Genomic DNA, 19976 nt, shown 5'->3' with positions numbered 1-19976 from the left:
TTACGGCTGTGGACCAACGTAACCCGCGAGGCCCCGAAGGCCGGCGAACTACTTCCGGGCGTCCGCCCACTGGTGCTGCGCCGCCACGTCCGCCTTGACCTCGGCGAGCTGGACGGCGACCGCGCTCGGGGCGGTGCCGCCGCGGCCGCTGCGGGAGGCGAGGGCGCCGGGGACGTTGAGGACGGTACGCACCTCGGGCGTCAGATGGGCGGAGATCTTGGCGAACTGCTCGTCGGTCAGCTCGTCGAGTTCCTTCCCCTCGGCCTCGGCGGCCTTCACGCACTCGCCGGCGACCTCGTGCGCCACCCGGAACGGCACGCCCTGCTTGACCAGCCACTCGGCGATGTCGGTGGCCAGCGAGAAGCCGGCCGGGGCCAGCTCCTCCATGCGCTCGCGGTGCACGGTGAGCGTGGCCATCATGCCGGTGAAGGCCGGCAGCAGGACCTCCAGCTGGTCGCAGGAGTCGAAGACGGGTTCCTTGTCCTCCTGGAGGTCGCGGTTGTACGCCAGCGGCAGGGCCTTCAGGGTGGCGAGCAGCCCGGTCAGGTTGCCGATCAGCCGGCCGGACTTGCCGCGCGCCAGCTCGGCGATGTCCGGGTTCTTCTTCTGCGGCATGATCGACGAGCCGGTGGAGAAGGCGTCGTGCAGGGTCACGAAGGAGAACTCCTTCGTGTTCCAGATGATGACCTCCTCGGCGATCCGGGAGAGGTTCACACCGATCATCGCGGTGACGAAGGCGAACTCCGCGACGAAGTCCCGGGAGGCCGTGCCGTCGATGGAGTTGCCGGCGCTGCCGCGCTCGAAGCCGAGGTCCCGCGCCACCGCCTCCGGGTCCAGGCCGAGGGAGGAACCGGCCAGGGCGCCGGAGCCGTACGGCGACACGGCCGTCCGCTCGTCCCACTGGCGCAGCCGCTCGGCGTCCCGCGACAGGGACTGGACGTGCGCGAGGACGTGGTGGGCGAACAGGACCGGCTGGGCGTGCTGGAGGTGGGTGCGGCCGGGCATGGCCACGTCCGGGTGGGCCTCGGCCAGGCCGATGAGCGCGTCCTGGAGGTCGGCGATCAGACCGCCGATGATCCTGGCGTGGTCGCGCAGGTACATGCGGAAGAGGGTGGCGACCTGGTCGTTGCGGGACCGGCCGGCGCGCAGCTTGCCGCCGAGGTCGGCGCCGAGGCGTTCCAGCAGTCCGCGCTCCAGGGCGGTGTGCACGTCCTCGTCGGCGATGGTGCCGGTGAAGGAGCCGTCGGCGACGTCCGCCTCCAGCTGGTCGAGGCCGGCCAGCATGCGCCGCAGTTCGTCGTCCGTGAGCAGCCCGGCCTTGTGCAGCACGCGCGCGTGGGCGCGGGAGCCGGCGATGTCGTAGGACGCGAGGCGCCAGTCGAAGTGGACGGACGCGGACAGCTTCGCCAGGGCCTCGGCGGGTCCGTCGGCGAAACGGCCGCCCCAGAGCCGTACGTCACCGCTGTTGCTGCTCACTGCGTTGCTCCTCGGAGATGGCGATGTGCGCGACCGCCTCCCCACCCGTGAGTGAGGAGGCGATTGTCAGGCTAGTGCGTGCGAGACGACCCGGCGCCGTGACGCGAGGTCCGCGCCGGGTCGGGGCCCAGAGTCCTTCGTCCGGATCGAGCCCTGCATGATCCGGACGAGAGGGCCTAGGCCAGATCGCGCCGTGCGGCGATCTTCGACGACAGGCTGTAGATGTCGATGAAGCCCTTGGCTGCGGACTGGTCGAAGGTGTCGCCGGTGTCGTAGGTGGCGAGGTTGAAGTCGTACAGCGACTCCTGGGAGCGCCGGCCCGTGACGACCGCGCGGCCGCCGTGCAGGGTCATGCGGACGTCGCCGGAGACGTGCTGGTTGGCCTCGTCGATGAAGCCGTCCAGGGCGCGCTTGAGCGGGGAGAACCACTGGCCGTCGTAGACCAGTTCGCCCCAGCGCTGCTCGACCTGCCGCTTGTAGCGGGCCAGTTCGCGCTCGACCGTGACGTTCTCCAGCTCCTGGTGGGCGGTGATCAGGGCGATCGCGCCGGGAGCCTCGTACACCTCGCGGGACTTGATGCCGACGAGGCGGTCCTCGACCATGTCGATCCGGCCGATGCCCTGGGCGCCGGCGCGCTCGTTGAGCTGCTGGATGGCCTGGAGGACGGAGACGGGCTTGCCGTCGATGGCGACCGGGACGCCCTCCTTGAAGGTGATGATCACCTCGTCGGCCTCACGGGCGACGGCCGGGTTCTGGGTGTACTCGTAGATGTCCTCGATCGGCGCGTTCCAGATGTCCTCGAGGAAGCCGGTCTCCACGGCGCGGCCGAAGACGTTCTGGTCGATGGAGTACGGGGACTTCTTGGTGGTCGCGATCGGGAGGTTCTTCTCCTCGCAGAACGCGATGGCCTTGTCCCGGGTCATCGCGTAGTCGCGGACCGGGGCGATGCACTTCAGGTCGGGGGCGAGGGCGACGATGCCGGCCTCGAAGCGGACCTGGTCGTTGCCCTTGCCGGTGCAGCCGTGGGCGACGATGCCGGCGCCGTGCTTCTGGGCGGCGGCGACCAGGTGCTTGACGATCGTCGGCCGCGACAGCGCGGAGACCAGCGGGTAGCGGTCCATGTAGAGGGCGTTGGCCTTGATCGCCGGGAGGCAGTACTCGTCGGCGAACTCGTCCTTGGCGTCGGCGACCTCTGCCTCGACGGCACCGCAGGCGAGCGCGCGCTTGCGGATGACGTCCAGGTCCTCGCCGCCCTGGCCGACGTCGACCGCAACGGCGATGACCTCGGCGCCCGTCTCCTCGGCGATCCAGCCGATGGCGACGGAGGTGTCCAGACCGCCCGAGTAGGCGAGTACGACGCGCTCGGTCACGGGATTCTCCTCACACTGCATTCGCTGACATGCATGAGTATGCAGAACTCTGCATGGTTCGTCAATCTCATCCGGGGCGCGTCGCGGCACCAGGGGATTCGCAAGGTGTTTTCAGAACTCGCCCGTCACTCCCTGAACGAGCACGACCGCTTCCGCGTATCTCCCGGCGAACACGGGCGCCCCGGCCTCCGGACCCCGGGCGCCCGCCTCCCCGGCCGCCTGCACCTCACCCCGTGAGGTGACAGGCAGCCGTGGCCGCCCCGAGGAAGCGCCGGCCGGGGCGGCCACGGTGGGCCCGCGGAGGCCGCAATTCCTTAGACAGACGAAAGAACTTCCCCGGATAATCGCTGGACATGGGAAAGACGTATGAGCGCATCGACGGCAGGCTGCGCACGTTCATCGAGCGGCAGCCCCTCTTCTTCACCGCGACCGCCCCGCTCTCCGGCGACGGCACGGTCAACCTCTCCCCCAAGGGCCTCAAGGGCTCCTTCGCGGTGCTCGACGAGCACACCGTGGCCTACCTGGACTTCGCCGGGTCCAACGCGGAGACCATCGCCCACCTGCGTGAGAACGGCCGGATCACCCTGATGTGGTGCGCCTTCCAGGGCCCGCCCAGCATCGTGCGCGTCCACGGCCGGGGCGAGCCCGTCTTCCGCGACGACCCTCGCTTCGGTGAACTCCTCGCCCGTTTCCCCGACATCGATCCGGCCGCCCACGGGCTTCGCGCGATCATCGTCGTACACGCCGAGCTGGTGCGGGACACCTGCGGATACGCGGTGCCCTTCATGGCGTACGAGGCGGACCGCGATCTGCACGGCAGGCGCTTCGCGCGCGAGGACGACGCCTCGCTGAGCGACTACTTCACCAGGAAGGAGCACGTGGCCACCAGCCTGGACGGACTGCCCGGACTGCCGTTGCCGCTGCCGCCGTCCACGGTCTGAGCCATGCGCCCCGGTGTCGCCGCGATCCTCGCCGCCCTGTCCCTGCTCACACTCGATGCCGCGCCCGCGGGCGAGGTGCCGCTGCCGGCGCGGATGCGGGACACCGGCGGCGGCACCCAGCTGATCACCGCTCGGGCGGCCCGCGCCGGCGCCACGTCGGGCACCGTCACGTGGTGGGACCTGCGCGGCGGAGGCTGGGTGCGGGCCGGTTCGGCGCCTGCCCGGTTCGGCGCGAAGGGGCTCGTCGAGGGCACGGTGCGGCGGCAGGAGACGTACACGACGCCGACCGGGCTGTACCACCTGCCGTTCGCCTTCGGCGTCCAGCCCGCGCCGGGCGGGACCCGGCTGCGGTACCGGCGGGCGGGCCCGGACTCCTGGTGGTGCGAGGACAACGGCTCGCGCTCCTACAACCGCTGGACCCAGCCGCGCCCCGCGGACTGCCGGGCCACCGAGTCCGAGCACCTGGTGGCGTACCCGAGGCAGTACGCGCACGCGCTTGTCATCGGGTTCAACTACTCCCGTCCGGTGCGCGGCCGGGGGGCGGGGATCTTCCTGCACGTCAACGGGCCCGGGGCGACGGCCGGCTGTGTGTCGGTGCCGCGTGAGGCCATGCGGCGGATCCTGGCGTGGGCGGATCCCGGGCGCCGGCCGCACATCGCGATCGGCACGGCGGGCGGGGCGACCGCGATCAGCCGTTACTGACTCAGGGGCTCTCGTCCGGATCAGGCCGGACCAGGCTTGCGAGCCCGGCGTGATCCGGACGAAAGACCCTGGACGCCGCCCGCCGGCAGCCGGACGGTGAAGGCCGTGGAGCCGGGGCGGCTGTCCAGACCGACACCGCCGCCGTGGGCCTCCGTCACGGCCGCCACGATCGACAGGCCCAGGCCGGCCCCGGCGCCGCCGAAGGAGTCGGTGCGGCGGCGGTCGGCCCGGGTGAAGCGCTCGAAGACACCGGGCTGGACCTCCTCGGGGACGCCGGGCCCGTCGTCGTGCACCCGCAGCACGGCCGTGGCGGCACTCTCCGGGTCCGCCTCCCGGTCGCACTCCAGGCCCAGGGACACCGTCACCTTGGTGCCCGCGGGCGTGTGCGCACGCGCGTTGGCCAGCAGGTTGGCCAGCACCTGCTGGAGCCGGTGGGCGTCACCGGTCACCGTCACCGGTTCCTCCGCCAGCTCCAGCGTCCAGCGGTGCTCCGGACCCGCGGCCCGGGCGTCCGTCACCGCGTCCAGGACCAGTCGGGTCAGGTCGACCGGGTGGCGGTCCAGGGGACGCCCGGCGTCCAGCCGGGCCAGGAGCAGCATCTCGTCGACCATCTCGCCCATGCGCGCGGACTCGGCGGCGATGCGTTCCAGGGCCCGGGTGACCTCGGGCGGCACCGGCCCCGGGTGCAGCAGGGCGAGCTCGGCGTGGCCGCGCACCGTGGCGACCGGGGTGCGCAGCTCGTGGCTGGCGTCGGCGGCGAATCCGCGCAGCCGCTCCTCGCTGGCGTGCCGTTTGGTCAGCGCGTCCTCGACGTGGTGGAGCATCCGGTTGAAGGCGGCGCCGACCCGCCCGACCTCGCTGCGCGGGTCGGCGCGCGGCGCGCGGGGCGGCAGCGTCACCTCGCCGCTGGCGAGCGGCAGCTCGCTGACCCGGGCGGCGGTTTCCGCGACCCGGGTCAGCGGCCGCAGCGACCAGCGCACCCACAGGGCGCCCGCGACCCCGGCGACGGCCAGGGCCAGGGCGGAGACGATCCCCGCGACCAGTTCGAGGCGGTGGACCGCGGCCCGCACCGGCGCCATCGGCAGCCCGGTGACCAGCACGTCGCCGTCCCGGCCCGGCCAGGCCGCCAGCCGGTACTCGCCCAGGTCGGACAGGCGCACCGTGTGCCCGCCGCGGCCCACCGGGAGCGCGGCCAGTGCCGCGCGGTCGGCGCCGGAGAGGGTGACGTCGAAGCCGGGACGTGACTCGGAGGGGACCATGGCCGCGTGGGTCACCGTGCCGCCGAGGAGCCGCGCGCCGAAGGTGCCGGCGGCCTGGCGGCGGGTGTCGCCGCGCTCGTCGCCGTCGTGGTCGGAGGGCTTGGCGGGCGTGGTGGTGCCGTGCTCCAGGCTCTCCGGGAAGCCCGGACCGGCCTGCTGGAGCTGCTGGTCGATCCGGCCGGTGAGGAAGCCGTCCAGTTCGAGGACCGCGGCCACGCCGACGGCGGCGCAGCCGACGGCCAGCAGCACCACCAGGCCGAAGGTGAGCCGGGCCCGCAGGGTGCGCGGCCGGGGCAGCCGCCGTATCCGCGGTGCCATCGCCCGCCGCGGCACGGTCACGGTACCGCCGGCTTCAGCACGTACCCGGCCCCGCGCACCGTGTGGATCATGGGCTCGCGGCCGGCGTCCACCTTCTTGCGCAGGTACGAGATGTACAGCTCCACCACATGGGCCTGGCCGCCGAAGTCGTAGGACCACACACGGTCGAGGATCTGCGCCTTGCTCAGCACCCGGCGCGGGTTGTGCATCAGGAAGCGCAGCAGCTCGAACTCGGTCGGGGACAGCTCGATCAGCTCTCCCGCCCGGGTGACCTCGCGGGCGTCCTCGTCCATGACCAGGTCGCCCACGGTCAGCCGCGGGCCGTCCGCCGGCTGCCGGGCCATGCCGGCGCGGCGCAGCAGTCCGCGCAGCCGGGCGACCACCTCCTCCAGGCTGAACGGCTTGGTCACGTAGTCGTCGCCGCCCGCGGTGATCCCCGCGACACGGTCCTCCACCGCGTCCCGCGCCGTGAGGAAGAGCACACAGACGTCCGGCTGCGCGGCGTGCAGCTCACGCAGCACGGCGAATCCGTCGGTGTCCGGGAGCATCACGTCGAGGACGACGGCGTCGGGCCGCACCTCGCGCGCCGCGGCGACGGCCGAGGCGCCGTCGCCCGCGGCGCGCACTTCCCAGCCCTGGTAGCGCAGGGCTCCGCAGAGCACTTCGGCGAGGTCGGGGTCGTCGTCGACGACGAGGACGCGCACGGGGGTGCCGTCGAGGCGGGTGAGGGCGGGCAGGCCGGGAGGGCTCGGGCGGAAGGTGTTCATGGCCCCTCCAGCATCGCCGGTTCCCCGCCCGGACGGCGAGGGTGGACCCTCTGAGTTTTCTGTGAGTGGGCCCACTCCGCCCGAGGCTCAGAGCTTCCTCAGAGGTTCGCCCCGCACAGTGGCGTCCTGGACCGGCGAAGGGACGGGAGAGCGGATGACCACGGTGTACGAGCGGCGGGCGGCACCGCCCGTGCCACTGGCGCCCCGGCGCTCCCCGGCGGGCGCGGTGCTGGCGCTGCTGTGGGCGGGTGCCGCCGCGGTGGTCCTCCTGTGGTGGTACGACACCGCCTCCGTCGTGGGCGCGGCGGGCTGGCTGACCGGCGCCGGACGGATCGCGGGCCTGCTGTGCGGGTACGCCTGCGCGGTGCTGGTGGGCCTGATGGCGCGGGTGCCGCTGCTGGAGCGCCGGATCGGCTCCGACCGGGTGGCGCGCTGGCACGCGATGGCCGGCCGCTACACGGTGTGCCTGCTGGTCGTGCACGTGGTGCTGATCCTCGCCGGGTACGCCGCGCAGGACGGCTTCTCCGTTCTGCGCGAGGCGGTCACGGTGGTGCTGGACTACCCGGAGATGCTGAAGGCCACCGCCGGGACGGTGATCCTCTTCGCGGTCGGCGTCACCTCGGCGCGCGCGGTGCGCCGCCGGACCGGTCACGAGTTCTGGTACTACACGCACCTGCTCACCTACGCCGCCGTCTTCCTGGCCTTCGGCCACCAGGTGGCGCTGGGGGCCGAGTTCACCGGCCACGTCCTGGCCACGGCGGCCTGGTACGCGCTGTACCTGGGCGTCGCGGCCCTGGTGGTGTGGTTCCGGATCCTGGTCCCGGTACGGCTCAACCTGCGCCACCGGATGCGGGTCGAGCTGGTCCACAAGGAGGCGCCGGGCGTGTACTCCGTCGTCGTGCGCGGCCACCGGCTGGACGAACTGGGGGCGCTGCCTGGGCAGTTCTTCCGCTGGCGGTTCCTCGCCGAGGGCATGGCCTGGACGTCGACGCCGTACTCCCTGTCGGCGCCGCCCCGTCCGGACCTGCTGCGCATCACGGTGAAGGCGCTCGGCGACCACAGCGCGGCCGTGCCGCTGCTGCGGCCGGGCACCCGGGTGTGGGCGGAGGGCCCCTACGGGTCGATGACCGCCGGCCGGCGCACCTCGCACAGGTCCCTGCTGATCGCCGCCGGGGTCGGTATCACGCCGCTGCGGGCGCTGTTCGAGACGCTGCCCGGTGACGTCACCCTGCTGTACCGGGCACGTACGGCCGAAGACCTCGCCCTGGGCGGTGAGTTGGAGGCCATAGCGCGCGGGCGCGGGGCTCGGGTGCTGTACGCGCTCAACGGCCCGCGCGGCGAACGCCCCCGCCTCACCGTGGAGTCCCTGCGCGCGGCCGTGCCCGACCTGGCCGGGCACGACGTGTACCTCTGCGGCCCGCACGCCTTCGCCCGGGACCTGTACGAGGTGCTGCGCGCCGCCGGGGTTCCGGACCGCCGTATCCACCACGAGTCGTTCGAGCTGTGAGGCCCTGTTGCACGCGCTGAGGAAGAACCGTCCGCTGCGCCGCGTCGTGCTGGCGAGCGCCGCCACCGTCTCCGGGCTGGTGATGCTGCTGTCGCTCAAGCCGCACACGCCGCCGCAGATCGCCGCGGATCCCGCGCCGGCCCCGTCCAGCGGTTCCAGCACGTCCGGCGGTTCCAGCACGTCCGGCGGGACCGGCGGGACCGGTCGGTCCACCGGTACCAGGACCGTCACCGGTGAGACGGTGCAGACCCGCTGGGGTCCGGTCCAGGTGCGGGTCACGCTCGTCGACGGCCGGATCACCGACGTGACGGCGCTCGCCCAGCCCTCGGACAACCCGCGGGACCGGGAGATCAGCGGCTACGCCATCCCCCAGCTGCGCAGGGAGGCGCTGACCGCGCAGAGCGCGAGCATCGACACCGTCTCGGGGGCGACGTACACCAGTGACGGATACCGCCGCTCGCTCCAGTCCGCGCTGGACGCGGCCCGGCGCTGAACCTCGACCGGACGCTGAACGCGAGGCCGCCGTGGCACGTATTCCAGGGCCAAGGGACCACGCCGCCCCCCTTGACCCCGTCCGCGGAGGAACCGTGACCAGCACGCTCGCAGGAGGCCGCGCCGCCCGGCGCCAGACGATGCGCCGCATCCGGCCGCGCCGCTCCCCCGCCGTCCCGCTGCTGACCGCCGTCTGGGCGGGCGCGGCGGGCGTCGTCTGGCTGTGGTGGATGAACACCCCGTCCATCGACGGCACCGCCGGGAGGGTCCTGAACGCGGGCCGGATCACCGGCCTGCTCGCCGGCTACCTCATGGCGCTGGTCGTGCTCCAGATGGCGCGGGTGCCGGCCCTGGAGCGGCGGGTGGGCTCCGACCGGGTCGCGCGCTGGCACGCCATGACCGGCCGGTACACGCTGTGCCTGGTCCTCGCGCACGTCTTCCTCACCATGTGGGGCTACGCGCTGCTGGGCGGCAAGTCGCTCGGCGACATCGTGGCGCAGACCGTCGAGTCCGTCGAGCAGCTGCCCGACATGGGCAAGGCCGCGATCGGCACCGGTCTGCTGGTGGTCGTCGGACTGGTCTCGATCGGCCCGGTGCGCCGCCGGATGCCGTACGACACGTGGTACCACGTGCACCTGCTCACCTATGCCGCGGTGTTCCTGACGTTCTGGCACCAGATCACCACCGGCAACGACTTCGCCGTGGAACCGGCCGCCAGGACCTTCTGGTACGGCCTGTACGGCGCCGTGACCGCGCTGGTGATCTGGTACCGGATCCTCACCCCGATCCGGCTGAACCTGCGCCACCGCATGCGGGTGGAGGCGGTGATCGAGGAGACGCCGGGCATCGTGTCGGTGCTGATCGGCGGCAAAAGGCTGCACCGGATGGGCGCGGAGGCCGGGCAGTTCTTCCGCTGGCGGTTCCTGGCACCCGGCATGCGGTTCTCCTCCCACCCGTACTCCCTGTCGGCGGCGCCCCGTCCGGACCTGCTGCGCATCACCGTCAAGGCGATCGGCGACCACAGCGCCGGGCTGCGCGAACTCACCCCCGGCACCCGGGTGTGGGCGGAGGGGCCGTACGGCGCGCTGACCGCGTCCCGGCGCAGCCGCGGCAAGGTGCTGCTGGTGGCGGGCGGGGTGGGCATCACGCCGATGCGGGCGCTGTTCGAGACGCTGCCCGGCGCGGCCGGTGACATCACGCTGCTGTACCGGGCCAACAGCACGCAGGACCTGGCCCTGTGGGGCGAACTGGCGAAGATCGCCGACGAGCGCGGCGCCCGGCTGATGTACGCGGTGAACAGCCCGGACGGGGAACGCCCCGACATCTCCGCCGAGTCGCTGCGCCGCAAGATCGCCGACATCGACCGTCACGACGTCTTCATGTGCGGCCCGCCCGGCTTCGCGCAGTCGGTGTACGAGGCACTGCGCGGCGCGGGTGTCCCCGCCCGCCGCATCCATCACGAGTCGTTCGAGATGTGAGTGACGGGAACGCGGAACGGCCGCGGAAACCAGCTGACTTACGGGACCCACGGGAATTCAGGAGCTCATCGGCGATGAGGAAGAGCCACCCCATCCGACGTGCCGTGCTGGCCGGCGCAGCGACCGTGTCCGGCATCGTGCTGCTGCTCTCGCTGAAGCCGGCCTCCGACCCGGCCTCCGCCTCGGCGGCCGGCGCGGCGCCGCAACGGACCGCGGCGGCGCAGGAGTCGCCGCAGGGCGGCAGCGGCGCGCAGCGGACGGGCACGCAGTCCGTGACCGGCGACGTGGCCCGGACCCAGTACGGCGACGTGCAGGTCCGGCTGACCGTCAGCGGCGGCAGGATCACCGCGGCGGAGGCGGTACAGGCACCGCAGGGCGGGGTCAGCGGCCAGAAGAGCGACCTGGCCGTCCCCAGGCTCAACCAGGAGGCCGTGACCGCGCAGAGCGCCGACATCGACACCGTCTCCGGGGCCACCTACACCAGCGGCGGCTACAAGAAGTCCCTCCAGTCGGCACTCGACAAGGTGAAGGCGGACGGTTCGGCGTCCGGGCAGGCCTCCGGTTCGGCATCCGGGCAAGCCCCCGGTTCGCCTTCCGGCTCGTCCTCCTCGGGGGCCGCCGGCTCGCAAGCCGCGCAGACCCGCACCGTCACGGGCGACGCCGCGCAGACCCAGTACGGCCCGGTGCAGGTCCGGATCACGGTCAGCGGCGGCAGGATCACCAAGGCCGAGACGGTACAGGCACCGCAGGGCGGGGTCAGCGGCCAGAAGAGCGACCTGGCCGTCCCCAGGCTCAACCAGGAGGCCGTGACCGCGCAGAGCGCCGACATCGACACCGTCTCCGGGGCCACCTACACCAGCGGCGGCTACAAGAAGTCCCTCCAGTCGGCACTCGACAAGGCGGGTGGCTGAGGCCGTGTCCGGTTCGGCGCAGGGTCCCGCCGCGGTGCGGCACGCGGAGGAGGTCATGGGGACCGTCTTCTCCTTCGACGTGCGCGGCGGTCGGTCCGACGCGGTGGCGGCGGCCCTGGACGAGGCGATCGCCGGGCTGCACCGCGTCGACGAGGTGTTCAGCACCTACCGCGACGACAGCCAGCTCTCCCGCCTGGCGCGCGGTGAGCTGACCGTGGCGGAGTGCGACCCCGAGGTCGCCGAGGTGCTCGAACTGGGCGCCGAGGCCGAACGGGTCAGCGAGGGCTGGTTCAGCCTGCGCTACCAGGGGAGCCTGGATCCGACCGGGATCGTCAAGGGCTGGGCCGCCGAACGGGCCGCCCGGCGGATCGCGGCGGCGGGGGTGAGCGGGGTCAGCGTGAACGGCGGCGGAGACGTGCAGTTGCTCGGCTCCCCCGACACGCAGCGGCCCTGGCGCGTGGGCGTCTCGGACCCCCTGCGCCCCGGCGGCCTCGCGGCGGTGGTCTCCGCGGCAGGTACGAGCGAGCTGGCGGTGGCGACATCGGGCACGGCCGAGCGCGGCGCCCACATCGTCGACCCGGGCACCGGCAGGTCGGCGGTCACCGACCTGGTCGCGGTCACCGTGGTCGCCCCCAGCCTGACCTGGGCGGACTGCTGGGCGACGGCCGCGTTCGCCATGGGCTCCCGCGAGGGCCTGGCCTGGCTGGAGTCGTTGCCGGACGTCGAGGCGCTGCTGATCACGGCGGGCGACGAGGTCAGGTGCACGCATGGGCTCGCCGCCCGCCTGGGCTGAGGTCCGGCCGGCCCCGCGTCGAGCTCACTGGCCGTTCTGCGCCAGCCTCAGCAGGTGGTCCGCCAGCGCCTGTCCACCCGTGGGGTCCCGGCTGATCAGCAGCAGCGTGTCGTCGCCGGCGATGGTCCCCAGGATGTCGTGCAGCTCGGCCTGGTCGATGGCCGAGGCGAGGAACTGCGCCGCCCCCGGAGGCGTCCGCAGGACCACGAGGTTGGCGGAGGCCTCCGCGGAGATGAGCAGCTCCTGCGAGAGCCGCCGCATCCGCTCCTCCTTCACCGACTCCCCCAGCGGTGCGCGCGGAGTGCGGAAACCGCCCTCGCTGGGCACCGCGTAGATGAGGTCGCCGTCGGTGTTGCGGATCTTCACCGCGTTCAGCTCGTCCAGGTCGCGGGAGAGCGTCGCCTGGGTGACGCTCAGCCCGTCGTCGGCCAGCAGCTTCGCCAACTGGCTCTGGGAGCGGACCGGTTGCCGGTTGAGGATGTCCACGATCCGGCGGTGGCGGGCGGTGCGGGTCTGCGGCACCGCAGGCCCGGCCTCGGTCTGACCGTTCTGCGCCTGACTCATCGTCGTCTCAATCTCCGGATCATCCGTCCCCGTTTGCCACGTCCAGGACGCCGGGCAGCGCTCCGAGGAAGGCGTCCACCTCGTCGTCGCCGAGGTTCAGCGGCGGCATCAGCCGTACGACGTCGGGGGCGGGCGCGTTCACCAGGAAACCGGCCTCCTGAGCCGCCTGCTGCACCTGGGGCGCGCGCGGCTCGGTGAGCACGATACCCAGCAGCAGGCCCGCGCCCCTGACGTGGGCGACCAGCGAGTGGTCCAGTGACTCGATCCCCTCGCGCAGCCTCTCGCTCTGCCGCTTGACGTTCTCCAGCAGCCCCTCGCCCGCGATCGTGTCCAGGACGGCGAGTCCGGCGGCGCAGGCGACCGGGTTGCCGCCGAAGGTCGTACCGTGCTGACCGGGCTGGAGCAGGTCGGCGGCGCGCCCGAAGGCGACGGTGGCGCCGAGCGGCAGTCCGCCGCCCAGGCCCTTGGCGAGCGTGACGACGTCCGGCAGGACGCCCTCGTGGGCCTGGTACTCGAACCAGTGCCCGGTGCGTCCGACCCCGGTCTGCACCTCGTCGAGGACCAGCAGCGAACCCGTGGCCGCCGTGATCGCCCTGGCCGCCTTCAGATAACCGGGCGGGGGCACCACGACCCCGTTCTCGCCCTGGATGGGCTCGATGACGACGAGGGCGGTCTCCTCGGTGACGGCGGCGGCCAGGGCCCGCGCGTCCCCGTAGGGCACGTGGGTGACCTCGCCGGGCAGCGGCAGGAACGGCTCCTGCTTGCCGGGCTGGCCGGTGAGCGCGAGGGCGCCCATCGTACGGCCGTGGAAGCCGCCCTCGGTGGCGACCATGTGCGGCCGCCCGGTCAGCCGGCCGATCTTGAAGGCGCCCTCGTTGGCCTCGGCGCCGGAGTTGCAGAAGAACACCTTGCCGTCCCGGCCGAAGAGCTGGAGCAGCCGTTCGGCCAGGGCGACGGGCGGCTCGGCGATGAACAGGTTGGAGACGTGGCCGAGGGAGGCGATCTGCCGGCCGACCGCCTCCACGACGGCGGGGTGGGCGTGGCCGAGTGCGTTGACCGCGATACCGCCGACGAAGTCGACGTACTCCCGGCCGTCCGCGTCCCACAGTTTCGCGCCCGCACCGCGGACGAGGGCGAGCCGCGGGGTGCCGTAGTTGTTCATGAGCGCGCCCTGCCAGCGCGCGGCCAGTGCCTGGTTGCCCGTCTCCTGATCACTCGCGTCCTGGTTGCTCACGACTCCCCCTGTTCGTCCGGCACGACCATCGTGCCGATGCCCTCGTCGGTGAAGATCTCCAGCAGGATCGAGTGCTGGACCCGGCCGTCGATGACGCGGGCGGTGGTCACGCCGCCGCGCACCGCGTGCAGGCAGCCCTGCATCTTCGGCACCATGCCGGAGGACAGCTCCGGCAGCAGCTTCTCCAGCTCGCTCGCGGTCAGGCGGCTGATCACCTCGTCCGAGTTCGGCCAGTCCTCGTAGAGGCCCTCGACGTCGGTGAGGACCATGAGGGTCTCGGCGCCCAGTGCCGCGGCGAGCGCCGCGGCCGCCGTATCGGCATTGACGTTGTAGACGTGCCCGTCGTCCTCGGAGCGGGCGATCGAGGAGACGACCGGGATGCGGCCGTCGGCGAGCAGCGCCTCGATCGCGCCGGTGTCGATCGCGGTGATCTCGCCCACCCGCCCGATGTCGACCGGCTCGCCGTCGATCTCGGGGGTGTGCTTGGTGGCGGTGATGGTGTGCGCGTCCTCGCCGGTGAGGCCGACGGCGAAGGGCCCGTGCTGGTTGAGCAGGCCCACCAGCTCCCGCTGCACCTGCCCGGCGAGCACCATCCGCACGACGTCCATGGCCTCCTCGGTGGTGACCCGCAGCCCCGCCTTGAACTCGCTGACGATGCCGTGCTTGTCGAGTGCCCGGCTGATCTGGGGGCCGCCGCCGTGCACGACGACGGGCCTGAGGCCGGCGTGCCGCAGGAAGACGACGTCCTGGGCGAAGGCGGCCTTCAGCTCCTCGTCCACCATGGCGTTGCCGCCGAACTTGATGACGACGATCTTGCCGTGGTGCCGGGTCAGCCAGGGCAGCGCCTCGACGAGGATCTTCGCCTTGGGGAGCGCGGTGTGTTTGCGAGTGGTTCCGGAGCTCATGAGGAGTACGCGCTGTTCTCGTGGACGTAGTCGGCGGTGAGGTCGTTGGTCCAGATGGTGGCGGTCTCGGCGCCTGCGGCGAGGTCCGCCACGATGTGGACCTCGCGGTAGCGCATGTCGACCTTCTCGCGGTCCTCGCCGACGCCGCCGTTCTTGCAGACCCAGACGCCGTTGATGGCGACGTTGAGCCGGTCGGGCTCGAAGGCGGCCTTGGTGGTGCCGATCGCCGAGAGGACGCGGCCCCAGTTGGGGTCCTCGCCGTGGATGGCACACTTGAGGAGGTTGTTGCGGGCGATGGAGCGGCCCACCTCCACGGCGTCCTCCTCGGTCGCGGCGCCCACCACCTCGACCTTGATGTCCTTGCTGGCGCCCTCGGCGTCCCGGATGAGCTGCTGCCCGAGGTCGTCGCACACCGCCCGTACGGCCTCGGCGAACTCCGCGTACGGCGGGGTGACCCCGGAGGCGCCGGAGGCGAGCAGCAGCACGGTGTCGTTGGTGGACATGCAGCCGTCGGAGTCGACCCGGTCGAAGGTGACCCTGGTGGCGGCGCGCAGCGCCTGGTCGAGCACGTCTGCCTCGAGGTCGGCGTCCGTGGTGAGGACCACGAGCATGGTGGCCAGGCCCGGGGCGAGCATGCCCGCGCCCTTGGCCATGCCGCCGACGGTCCAGCCGTCCTTGGTCACCACGGACGTCTTGTGGACGGTGTCGGTGGTCTTGATGGCGATGGCGGCCTTCTCACCGCCGTGCTCGGAGAGCCGGGCGGCGGCCGTCTCGATGCCCGGCAGCAGCTTGTCCATGGGCAGCAGGACGCCGATCAGTCCGGTGGAGCAGACCGCGACCTCGATGGCGCCGACACCGAGCACGTCGGCGGCCTTCTCGGCGGTGGCGTGGGTGTCCTGGAAGCCCTTGGAGCCGGTGCAGGCGTTGGCGCCGCCGGAGTTGAGGACGACCGCGGAGAGCCTGCCGTCCTTGAGGACCTGCTCGGACCACTGCACCGGGGCGGCCTTGACGCGGTTGGAGGTGAAGACGCCCGCGGCGGCGCGGCGGGGTCCGGTGTTGACCACGAGGGCCAGGTCCGGGTTGCCGCTCTCCTTGATCCCGGCGGCGATGCCCGCCGCCTGGAACCCCTTGGCTGCCGTGACGCTCACGGTGCGACTCCGATCGTGGAAAGTCCGAGCTCCTCGGGAAGTCCGAGGGCGATGTTCATGCTCTGCACCGCGCCGCCCGCGGTGCCCTTGGTCAGGTTGTCGATGGCGCTGATCGCGATGACGCGGTGCGCGGCGGGGTCGTACGCCACCTGGATCTGCACGGCGTTGGAGCCGTACACGGAGGCGGTGGCGGGCCAGCGCCCCTCGGGGAGGAGGTGGACGAAGGGCTCGTCGGCGTAGGCCTTCTCGTACGCGGCGCGCACGGAGTCGGCGGTGACCCCGGGCCGGGCCTTGGCGCTGCACGTGGCGAGGATGCCGCGGGGCATCGGCGCGAGCGTGGGCGTGAAGGACACGGTGACGCGCTCCCCCGCCGCGGCGCTGAGGTTCTGGATCATCTCCGGGGTGTGCCGGTGCAGGCCGCCCACCCCGTAGGGGGACATGGATCCCATGACCTCGGAGCCGAGCAGGTGCGGCTTGGCCGCCTTGCCGGCGCCGGAGGTGCCGGACGCGGCGACGATCACGGCCTCGTTCTCGGCGAGTCCGGCCGCGTAGGCCGGGAAGAGGGCGAGGGAGGCGGCCGTCGGGTAGCAGCCGGGCACCGCGATGCGCCTGGCGCCCGCCAGCGCGGCGCGGCCACCGGGCAGTTCAGGGAGGCCGTAGGGCCAGGTGCCGGCGTGCGGGGAGCCGTAGAAGCGCTCCCAGTCGGCGGGGTCCTTCAGCCGGAAGTCGGCGCCCATGTCGATGACGAGGACGTCGGGTCCCAGTCGCTCGGCCACGGCGGCGGACCGGCCGTGCGGCAGGGCGAGGAAGACGACGTCGTGCCCGGCGAGGACTTCGGGGGTGGTCTCCTCCAGGACGCGGTCGGCGAGGGGCGGCAGGTGCGGTTGCAGGGCGCCGAGCCGCTCTCCGGCGTTGGTGTTCCCGGTCAGGGCGCCGATCTCGGCCTCGGGGTGCGCCAGGAGCAGGCGCAGCACTTCTCCGCCCGCGTATCCACTCGCTCCGGCGACCGCCACACGTACAGCCATGAACCCTCCTCCTCGATGGCATGACTATACGTATTCCTGCACGTTTATGCAACGGAATCAAGGCCGGTCGTCGTACGGTGAGCGGGTGGAAAAGGGCGAGCGGGCGGCGGAGGGCCGGTTCCTGCCGGTGCCGGACGTGCTGGTGTACCTGGCCGGGCACAGGCGGGTCCGGCGGTCGGTGCGGGATCTGGCGGACGGCGGGACGGGGGAGTTCACCGGTACGACGGCCTTCGGCGCCCTGGACGGCGGCGGGCTGCTGCACCGGGAGTGCGGCACGTTCGTCTGGCAGGGGGTGGCCCGGCCCGCCGAGCGGACGCTGCGCTTTCTGCCCGGGGGCGTGCCGGGCACGGCCGACGTGCGCTTCGCGGACGGGCGGCCCTTCCACGATCTGGACCTGCGCTCCGGGCGGCACCTGGCCGCGCATCCGTGCGCGGCGGATCTCTACCGGGGCGAGTTCACCGTCCGGGACGCCGGGCACTGGCGCACGGTGTGGCGCGTGGGCGGCCCCGCGAAGGACCTGCTGCTGACGACGGACTACGCGCGCGAGGACTGAGCGAGGACTGAGCCGCCGGTACGCAGCCCGCCGCGGGTCCCGGCCGTCCGCTCCCCCGGTCCGCCGTCAGGGCAGCACCTCCGCGCAGGCCGCCCGCAGGCGGCGCACACCCTCGGCGATCTCCGCCGTGCCGCCGACCGCGGCGAAGCTCAACCTCACGTGGGCGGCCGGGGGTTCGGCGCTGAAGTACGGGCGGCCGGGGGTGAGCGCGACGCCCGCGCGCAGGGCGGCGGCGGTCAGGGCGGCCTCGTCCGCACCGTCCGGCAGACGCGGCCACAGGTGGTAGCCGCCGGACGGGACGTGCGGCGGGGCGAGTTCGGGAAGGATGCTCCGCAGCGCGGTGGTCATCGCGTCCCGACGGCTCTTCAACTCCGCGGCGAGCGCGCGCAGATGGCGCGGCCAGGCGGGTGAGCCGACCAGTTCGAGAGCGGCCTCCTGCAACGGCCGCGGCACGAAGAACGTGTCCACGACCTGGATGGCGCGCAACCGTTCCAGCACCGGGCCGCGCGCGACCAGCGCGCTCACCCGGAAGCTGGGCGAGGTGGCCTTGGTCAGCGAGCCGACGTGCACCACGACCCCGTCCGGGTCGGCGGCGACGAGTGGGGGCGGCAGGGTGCCGGCGTCCTCGTGCGCGAGCCGCCGTACGAAGTCGTCCTCGACGACGAAGGCGCCGGCCTCGCGGGCCGTCCGCAGCACCCGCGCGCGCCGGTCGGGGGCGAGGACGGCGCCGGTGGGGTTCTGGAACAGGGGCTGGCAGACGAACACGCGGGCGCCGGTGGCCCGGAACGCGTCGGCGAGCAGCTCCGGCCTCACCCCCTCCGCGTCGACGGGCACGGGTACGGGCCGCAGCCCGGAGGACCGGGCGATGGCCAGCATGCCGGGATAGGTGGGCGACTCGACCAGCACCGGAGCGCCGGGCGGGGCCAGGGCGCGCAGGGCGGTGGTCAGCGCGGACTGGCCGCCCGCGGTGATCAGGACCTCGGCGGCGGTGACCGTCCCGCCCGGCCCGCCGATGTCCCGCGCGAACCACTCGCGCAGCTCCGGCAGCCCCTCCAGCGGCGGCCTCCCCCACGCCCCGGGACGACGGCCGGCCCGGGACAGCGCGGCGGCCATGGCCCGCTCGGGCTGCAACGAGGGGTGCAGGTAGCCCCCGTTGAACTCGATCACGCCCGGCGGCGGGGCGGCCAGTGAGATCGTCACGCCGGAGGCGTCCACCGTGCGCGGTACGAGGTCGGCGGCGCCGTCCGCGCTGAGCGCTACCTCCTGCCAGGAGGTGTCGCCGGCGGGAGCGGCCGTCCCGCGCGCCGGGGCGCGGAAGGCGCCGGCGCCGGGACGGGTGACCACCAGGCCCTCGGCCGCCAGTTGCGACAGGGCCCGCGAGACGGTGACCGGGCTGACCCGGTACCGCTCGACGAGGACCCGGCTCGACGGGAGCTTTCCACCAGGTGAGTAGCGGTCCAGTTCCCGTCGCAGGCGTTCTGCGAGTTCAGTGACGCTGCTACGCTGCTGCATGAGAGTACAGAGTAGCGCTATCGCACCGACACCGATAGCGGTGGACGCCCCGGCCCGCTCGCGCGCCGGCACCCTTCAGGCGGCCCTCGGCGTGGTCGCCTTCTCCCTGACCTTCCCGGCCACCGCCTGGGGCCTGGAGGGCTTCGGACCCTGGTCCCTGGTGGCCGTGCGCAGTGTGCTCGCCGCCGTCCTCGCGGGCGGCTGCCTGCTGGCGCTGCGCGTGCCGCCGCCCGCACGCCGGCACTGGCCCGGCCTCGCGGTCGTGGCCGCCGGAGTGGTCCTCGGCTTCCCGCTGCTCACCACGCTCGCCCTGGAGACCTCCACCACCGCGCACGCCGCCGTCGTCGTGGGCCTGCTGCCGCTCACCACGGCGCTGCTCTCCGCGCTGCGCTTCGGCGTCCGCCCCTCGCGCACGTTCTGGACGGCGGCGCTGGCGGGCGCGGCGGCCGTGGTGGCCTTCACCGTGCAGCAGAGCGGCGGTGCGCTGACCACCGCCGACGGCTATCTGTTCGGCGCCCTGCTGGTGTGCGCCGCCGGCTACACCGAGGGCGGCCGGCTGGCCCGCGTGATGCCGGGCTGGCAGGTCATCGGCTGGGCGCTGGTGGCGTGCCTGCCGCTCACCGTGCCCGCGGCCGCGCTCGCGCTGACGCACGAGCCCGTGCACCTGGGCGTCCACAGCGTGACCGGACTGCTCTGGGTCGCGGCGGGCTCGCAGTTCCTCGGGCTGGTCGTCTGGTACCGGGGCATGGCCGCCGTCGGCATCCCGAAGGCGAGCCAGTTGCAGCTGGCCCAACCCCTGCTCACACTGGTGTGGTCGGTGCTGCTGCTCGGCGAGCACCTCACTCCGGCCGCCCCCGTGACGGCCGTAGCCGTGCTCGTCTGCATCGCCGTCACCCAGCGGGCGCGCGGCTGACCGGCGCTCACACCGGTGCCGACCGCACACCGGCCCGGCGGCTCACCGGTTCGGCCGCGCTCCGCACCGTAGACTCGGAAGTCGAGGACCGCTGCTCCCGCACATGGT

At 73.2% G+C, this 19976-nt stretch carries 19 protein-coding genes; 9 read left to right on the top strand and 10 right to left on the bottom strand.

The genetic code is table 11. The annotated features are described in order from the left end of the window. Positions 1-48: 48 nt before the first annotated feature. Positions 49-1476, bottom strand: coding sequence for an argininosuccinate lyase (gene argH / locus ACWC91_RS06510; RefSeq protein WP_450641398.1), 1428 nt, complete (start codon positions 1474-1476; stop codon positions 49-51). A 176-nt stretch (positions 1477-1652) separates the two neighbouring features. Then, positions 1653-2846, bottom strand: coding sequence for an argininosuccinate synthase (locus tag ACWC91_RS06505; protein ID WP_225076189.1), 1194 nt, complete (start codon positions 2844-2846; stop codon positions 1653-1655). A gap of 353 nt (positions 2847-3199) precedes the next feature. Between ACWC91_RS06505 and ACWC91_RS06500 the strand changes: the two genes are divergently transcribed. Both ACWC91_RS06500 and ACWC91_RS06495 read left to right on the top strand, forming a co-directional pair. Further along, positions 3200-3787 carry a pyridoxamine 5'-phosphate oxidase family protein gene (locus ACWC91_RS06500; protein ID WP_141362643.1) on the top strand — a complete coding sequence of 196 codons (588 nt, stop codon included), beginning with the start codon at positions 3200-3202 and terminating at the stop codon, positions 3785-3787. Positions 3788-3790: 3 nt separating this feature from the next. Further along, a complete protein-coding gene (locus ACWC91_RS06495; protein WP_376501594.1) occupies positions 3791-4489 on the top strand; it encodes a L,D-transpeptidase family protein in 699 nt (232 codons plus the stop codon). Between the two features lie 20 nt (positions 4490-4509). On the opposite strand, the gene ACWC91_RS06490 is transcribed toward ACWC91_RS06495, so the two are convergent. Both ACWC91_RS06490 and ACWC91_RS06485 read right to left on the bottom strand, forming a co-directional pair. Beyond that, entirely contained in the window at positions 4510-6066 is a 1557-nt protein-coding gene (locus tag ACWC91_RS06490; protein ID WP_450725823.1) for a sensor histidine kinase, read from the bottom strand. A 17-nt stretch (positions 6067-6083) separates the two neighbouring features. Next, a complete protein-coding gene (locus ACWC91_RS06485; RefSeq protein ID WP_450642253.1) occupies positions 6084-6833 on the bottom strand; it encodes a response regulator transcription factor in 750 nt (249 codons plus the stop codon). Between the two features lie 154 nt (positions 6834-6987). Here ACWC91_RS06485 and ACWC91_RS06480 point away from each other — a divergent pair, with 154 nt between their 5' ends. The 5 genes from ACWC91_RS06480 to ACWC91_RS06460 all read left to right on the top strand — a co-directional run bounded on the left by ACWC91_RS06480 (position 6988) and on the right by ACWC91_RS06460 (position 12014). Next, positions 6988-8340 carry a ferredoxin reductase family protein gene (locus ACWC91_RS06480; protein ID WP_376501601.1) on the top strand — a complete coding sequence of 451 codons (1353 nt, stop codon included), beginning with the start codon at positions 6988-6990 and terminating at the stop codon, positions 8338-8340. A 7-nt stretch (positions 8341-8347) separates the two neighbouring features. Continuing rightward, positions 8348-8833: an FMN-binding protein gene (locus tag ACWC91_RS06475; protein WP_225076183.1), complete on the top strand. Its 486-nt coding sequence runs from the start codon at positions 8348-8350 to the stop codon at positions 8831-8833. Positions 8834-8927: 94 nt separating this feature from the next. Beyond that, positions 8928-10310, top strand: a complete 1383-nt coding sequence (locus ACWC91_RS06470) for a ferredoxin reductase family protein (protein WP_376501605.1) — start codon at positions 8928-8930, stop codon at positions 10308-10310. Positions 10311-10384: 74 nt separating this feature from the next. Then, the gene (locus ACWC91_RS06465) at positions 10385-11221 is read left to right on the top strand and encodes an FMN-binding protein (RefSeq protein WP_450642256.1); all 837 of its coding nucleotides are present in this window, start codon (positions 10385-10387) and stop codon (positions 11219-11221) included. Positions 11222-11276: 55 nt separating this feature from the next. After that, positions 11277-12014: an FAD:protein FMN transferase gene (locus ACWC91_RS06460; RefSeq protein WP_281154419.1), complete on the top strand. Its 738-nt coding sequence runs from the start codon at positions 11277-11279 to the stop codon at positions 12012-12014. 24 nt (positions 12015-12038) lie between these two features. Here the strand turns inward: ACWC91_RS06460 and ACWC91_RS06455 are convergent, their stop codons facing one another. Genes ACWC91_RS06455 through argC form a run of 5 tightly spaced genes read right to left on the bottom strand, consistent with a single transcriptional unit; the run spans position 12039 to position 16890 of the window. Beyond that, positions 12039-12578, bottom strand: a complete 540-nt coding sequence (locus ACWC91_RS06455; protein WP_100567805.1) for an arginine repressor — start codon at positions 12576-12578, stop codon at positions 12039-12041. A gap of 19 nt (positions 12579-12597) precedes the next feature. Next, positions 12598-13812, bottom strand: a complete 1215-nt coding sequence (locus ACWC91_RS06450) for an acetylornithine transaminase (RefSeq protein ID WP_225076179.1) — start codon at positions 13810-13812, stop codon at positions 12598-12600. Beyond that, positions 13809-14717: an acetylglutamate kinase gene (argB, locus tag ACWC91_RS06445; RefSeq protein ID WP_225076178.1), complete on the bottom strand. Its 909-nt coding sequence runs from the start codon at positions 14715-14717 to the stop codon at positions 13809-13811. Before argB ends, ACWC91_RS06450 begins: the two co-directional genes overlap by 4 nt. Next, positions 14714-15865: a bifunctional glutamate N-acetyltransferase/amino-acid acetyltransferase ArgJ gene (argJ, locus tag ACWC91_RS06440; protein WP_281154423.1), complete on the bottom strand. Its 1152-nt coding sequence runs from the start codon at positions 15863-15865 to the stop codon at positions 14714-14716. Before argJ ends, argB begins: the two co-directional genes overlap by 4 nt. Next, positions 15862-16890, bottom strand: a complete 1029-nt coding sequence (argC, locus tag ACWC91_RS06435; protein WP_281154425.1) for an N-acetyl-gamma-glutamyl-phosphate reductase — start codon at positions 16888-16890, stop codon at positions 15862-15864. The genes argJ and argC overlap by 4 nt, the downstream gene beginning before the upstream one ends. 85 nt (positions 16891-16975) lie before the next feature. Here argC and ACWC91_RS06430 point away from each other — a divergent pair, with 85 nt between their 5' ends. After that, positions 16976-17443: a DUF6314 family protein gene (locus ACWC91_RS06430; protein ID WP_450642259.1), complete on the top strand. Its 468-nt coding sequence runs from the start codon at positions 16976-16978 to the stop codon at positions 17441-17443. A gap of 66 nt (positions 17444-17509) precedes the next feature. Here the strand turns inward: ACWC91_RS06430 and ACWC91_RS06425 are convergent, their stop codons facing one another. Continuing rightward, the gene (locus ACWC91_RS06425; RefSeq protein WP_225076174.1) at positions 17510-18955 is read right to left on the bottom strand and encodes an aminotransferase-like domain-containing protein; all 1446 of its coding nucleotides are present in this window, start codon (positions 18953-18955) and stop codon (positions 17510-17512) included. Here ACWC91_RS06425 and ACWC91_RS06420 point away from each other — a divergent pair. Continuing rightward, positions 18954-19868, top strand: a complete 915-nt coding sequence (locus ACWC91_RS06420) for a DMT family transporter (RefSeq protein ID WP_450642261.1) — start codon at positions 18954-18956, stop codon at positions 19866-19868. The genes ACWC91_RS06425 and ACWC91_RS06420 overlap by 2 nt on opposite strands. The last annotated feature ends 108 nt before the right edge of the window (positions 19869-19976 follow it).

This window comes from Streptomyces sp. NPDC001204 (assembly GCF_053598035.1).
This window is presented reverse-complemented; position numbering and strand designations above follow the sequence as displayed.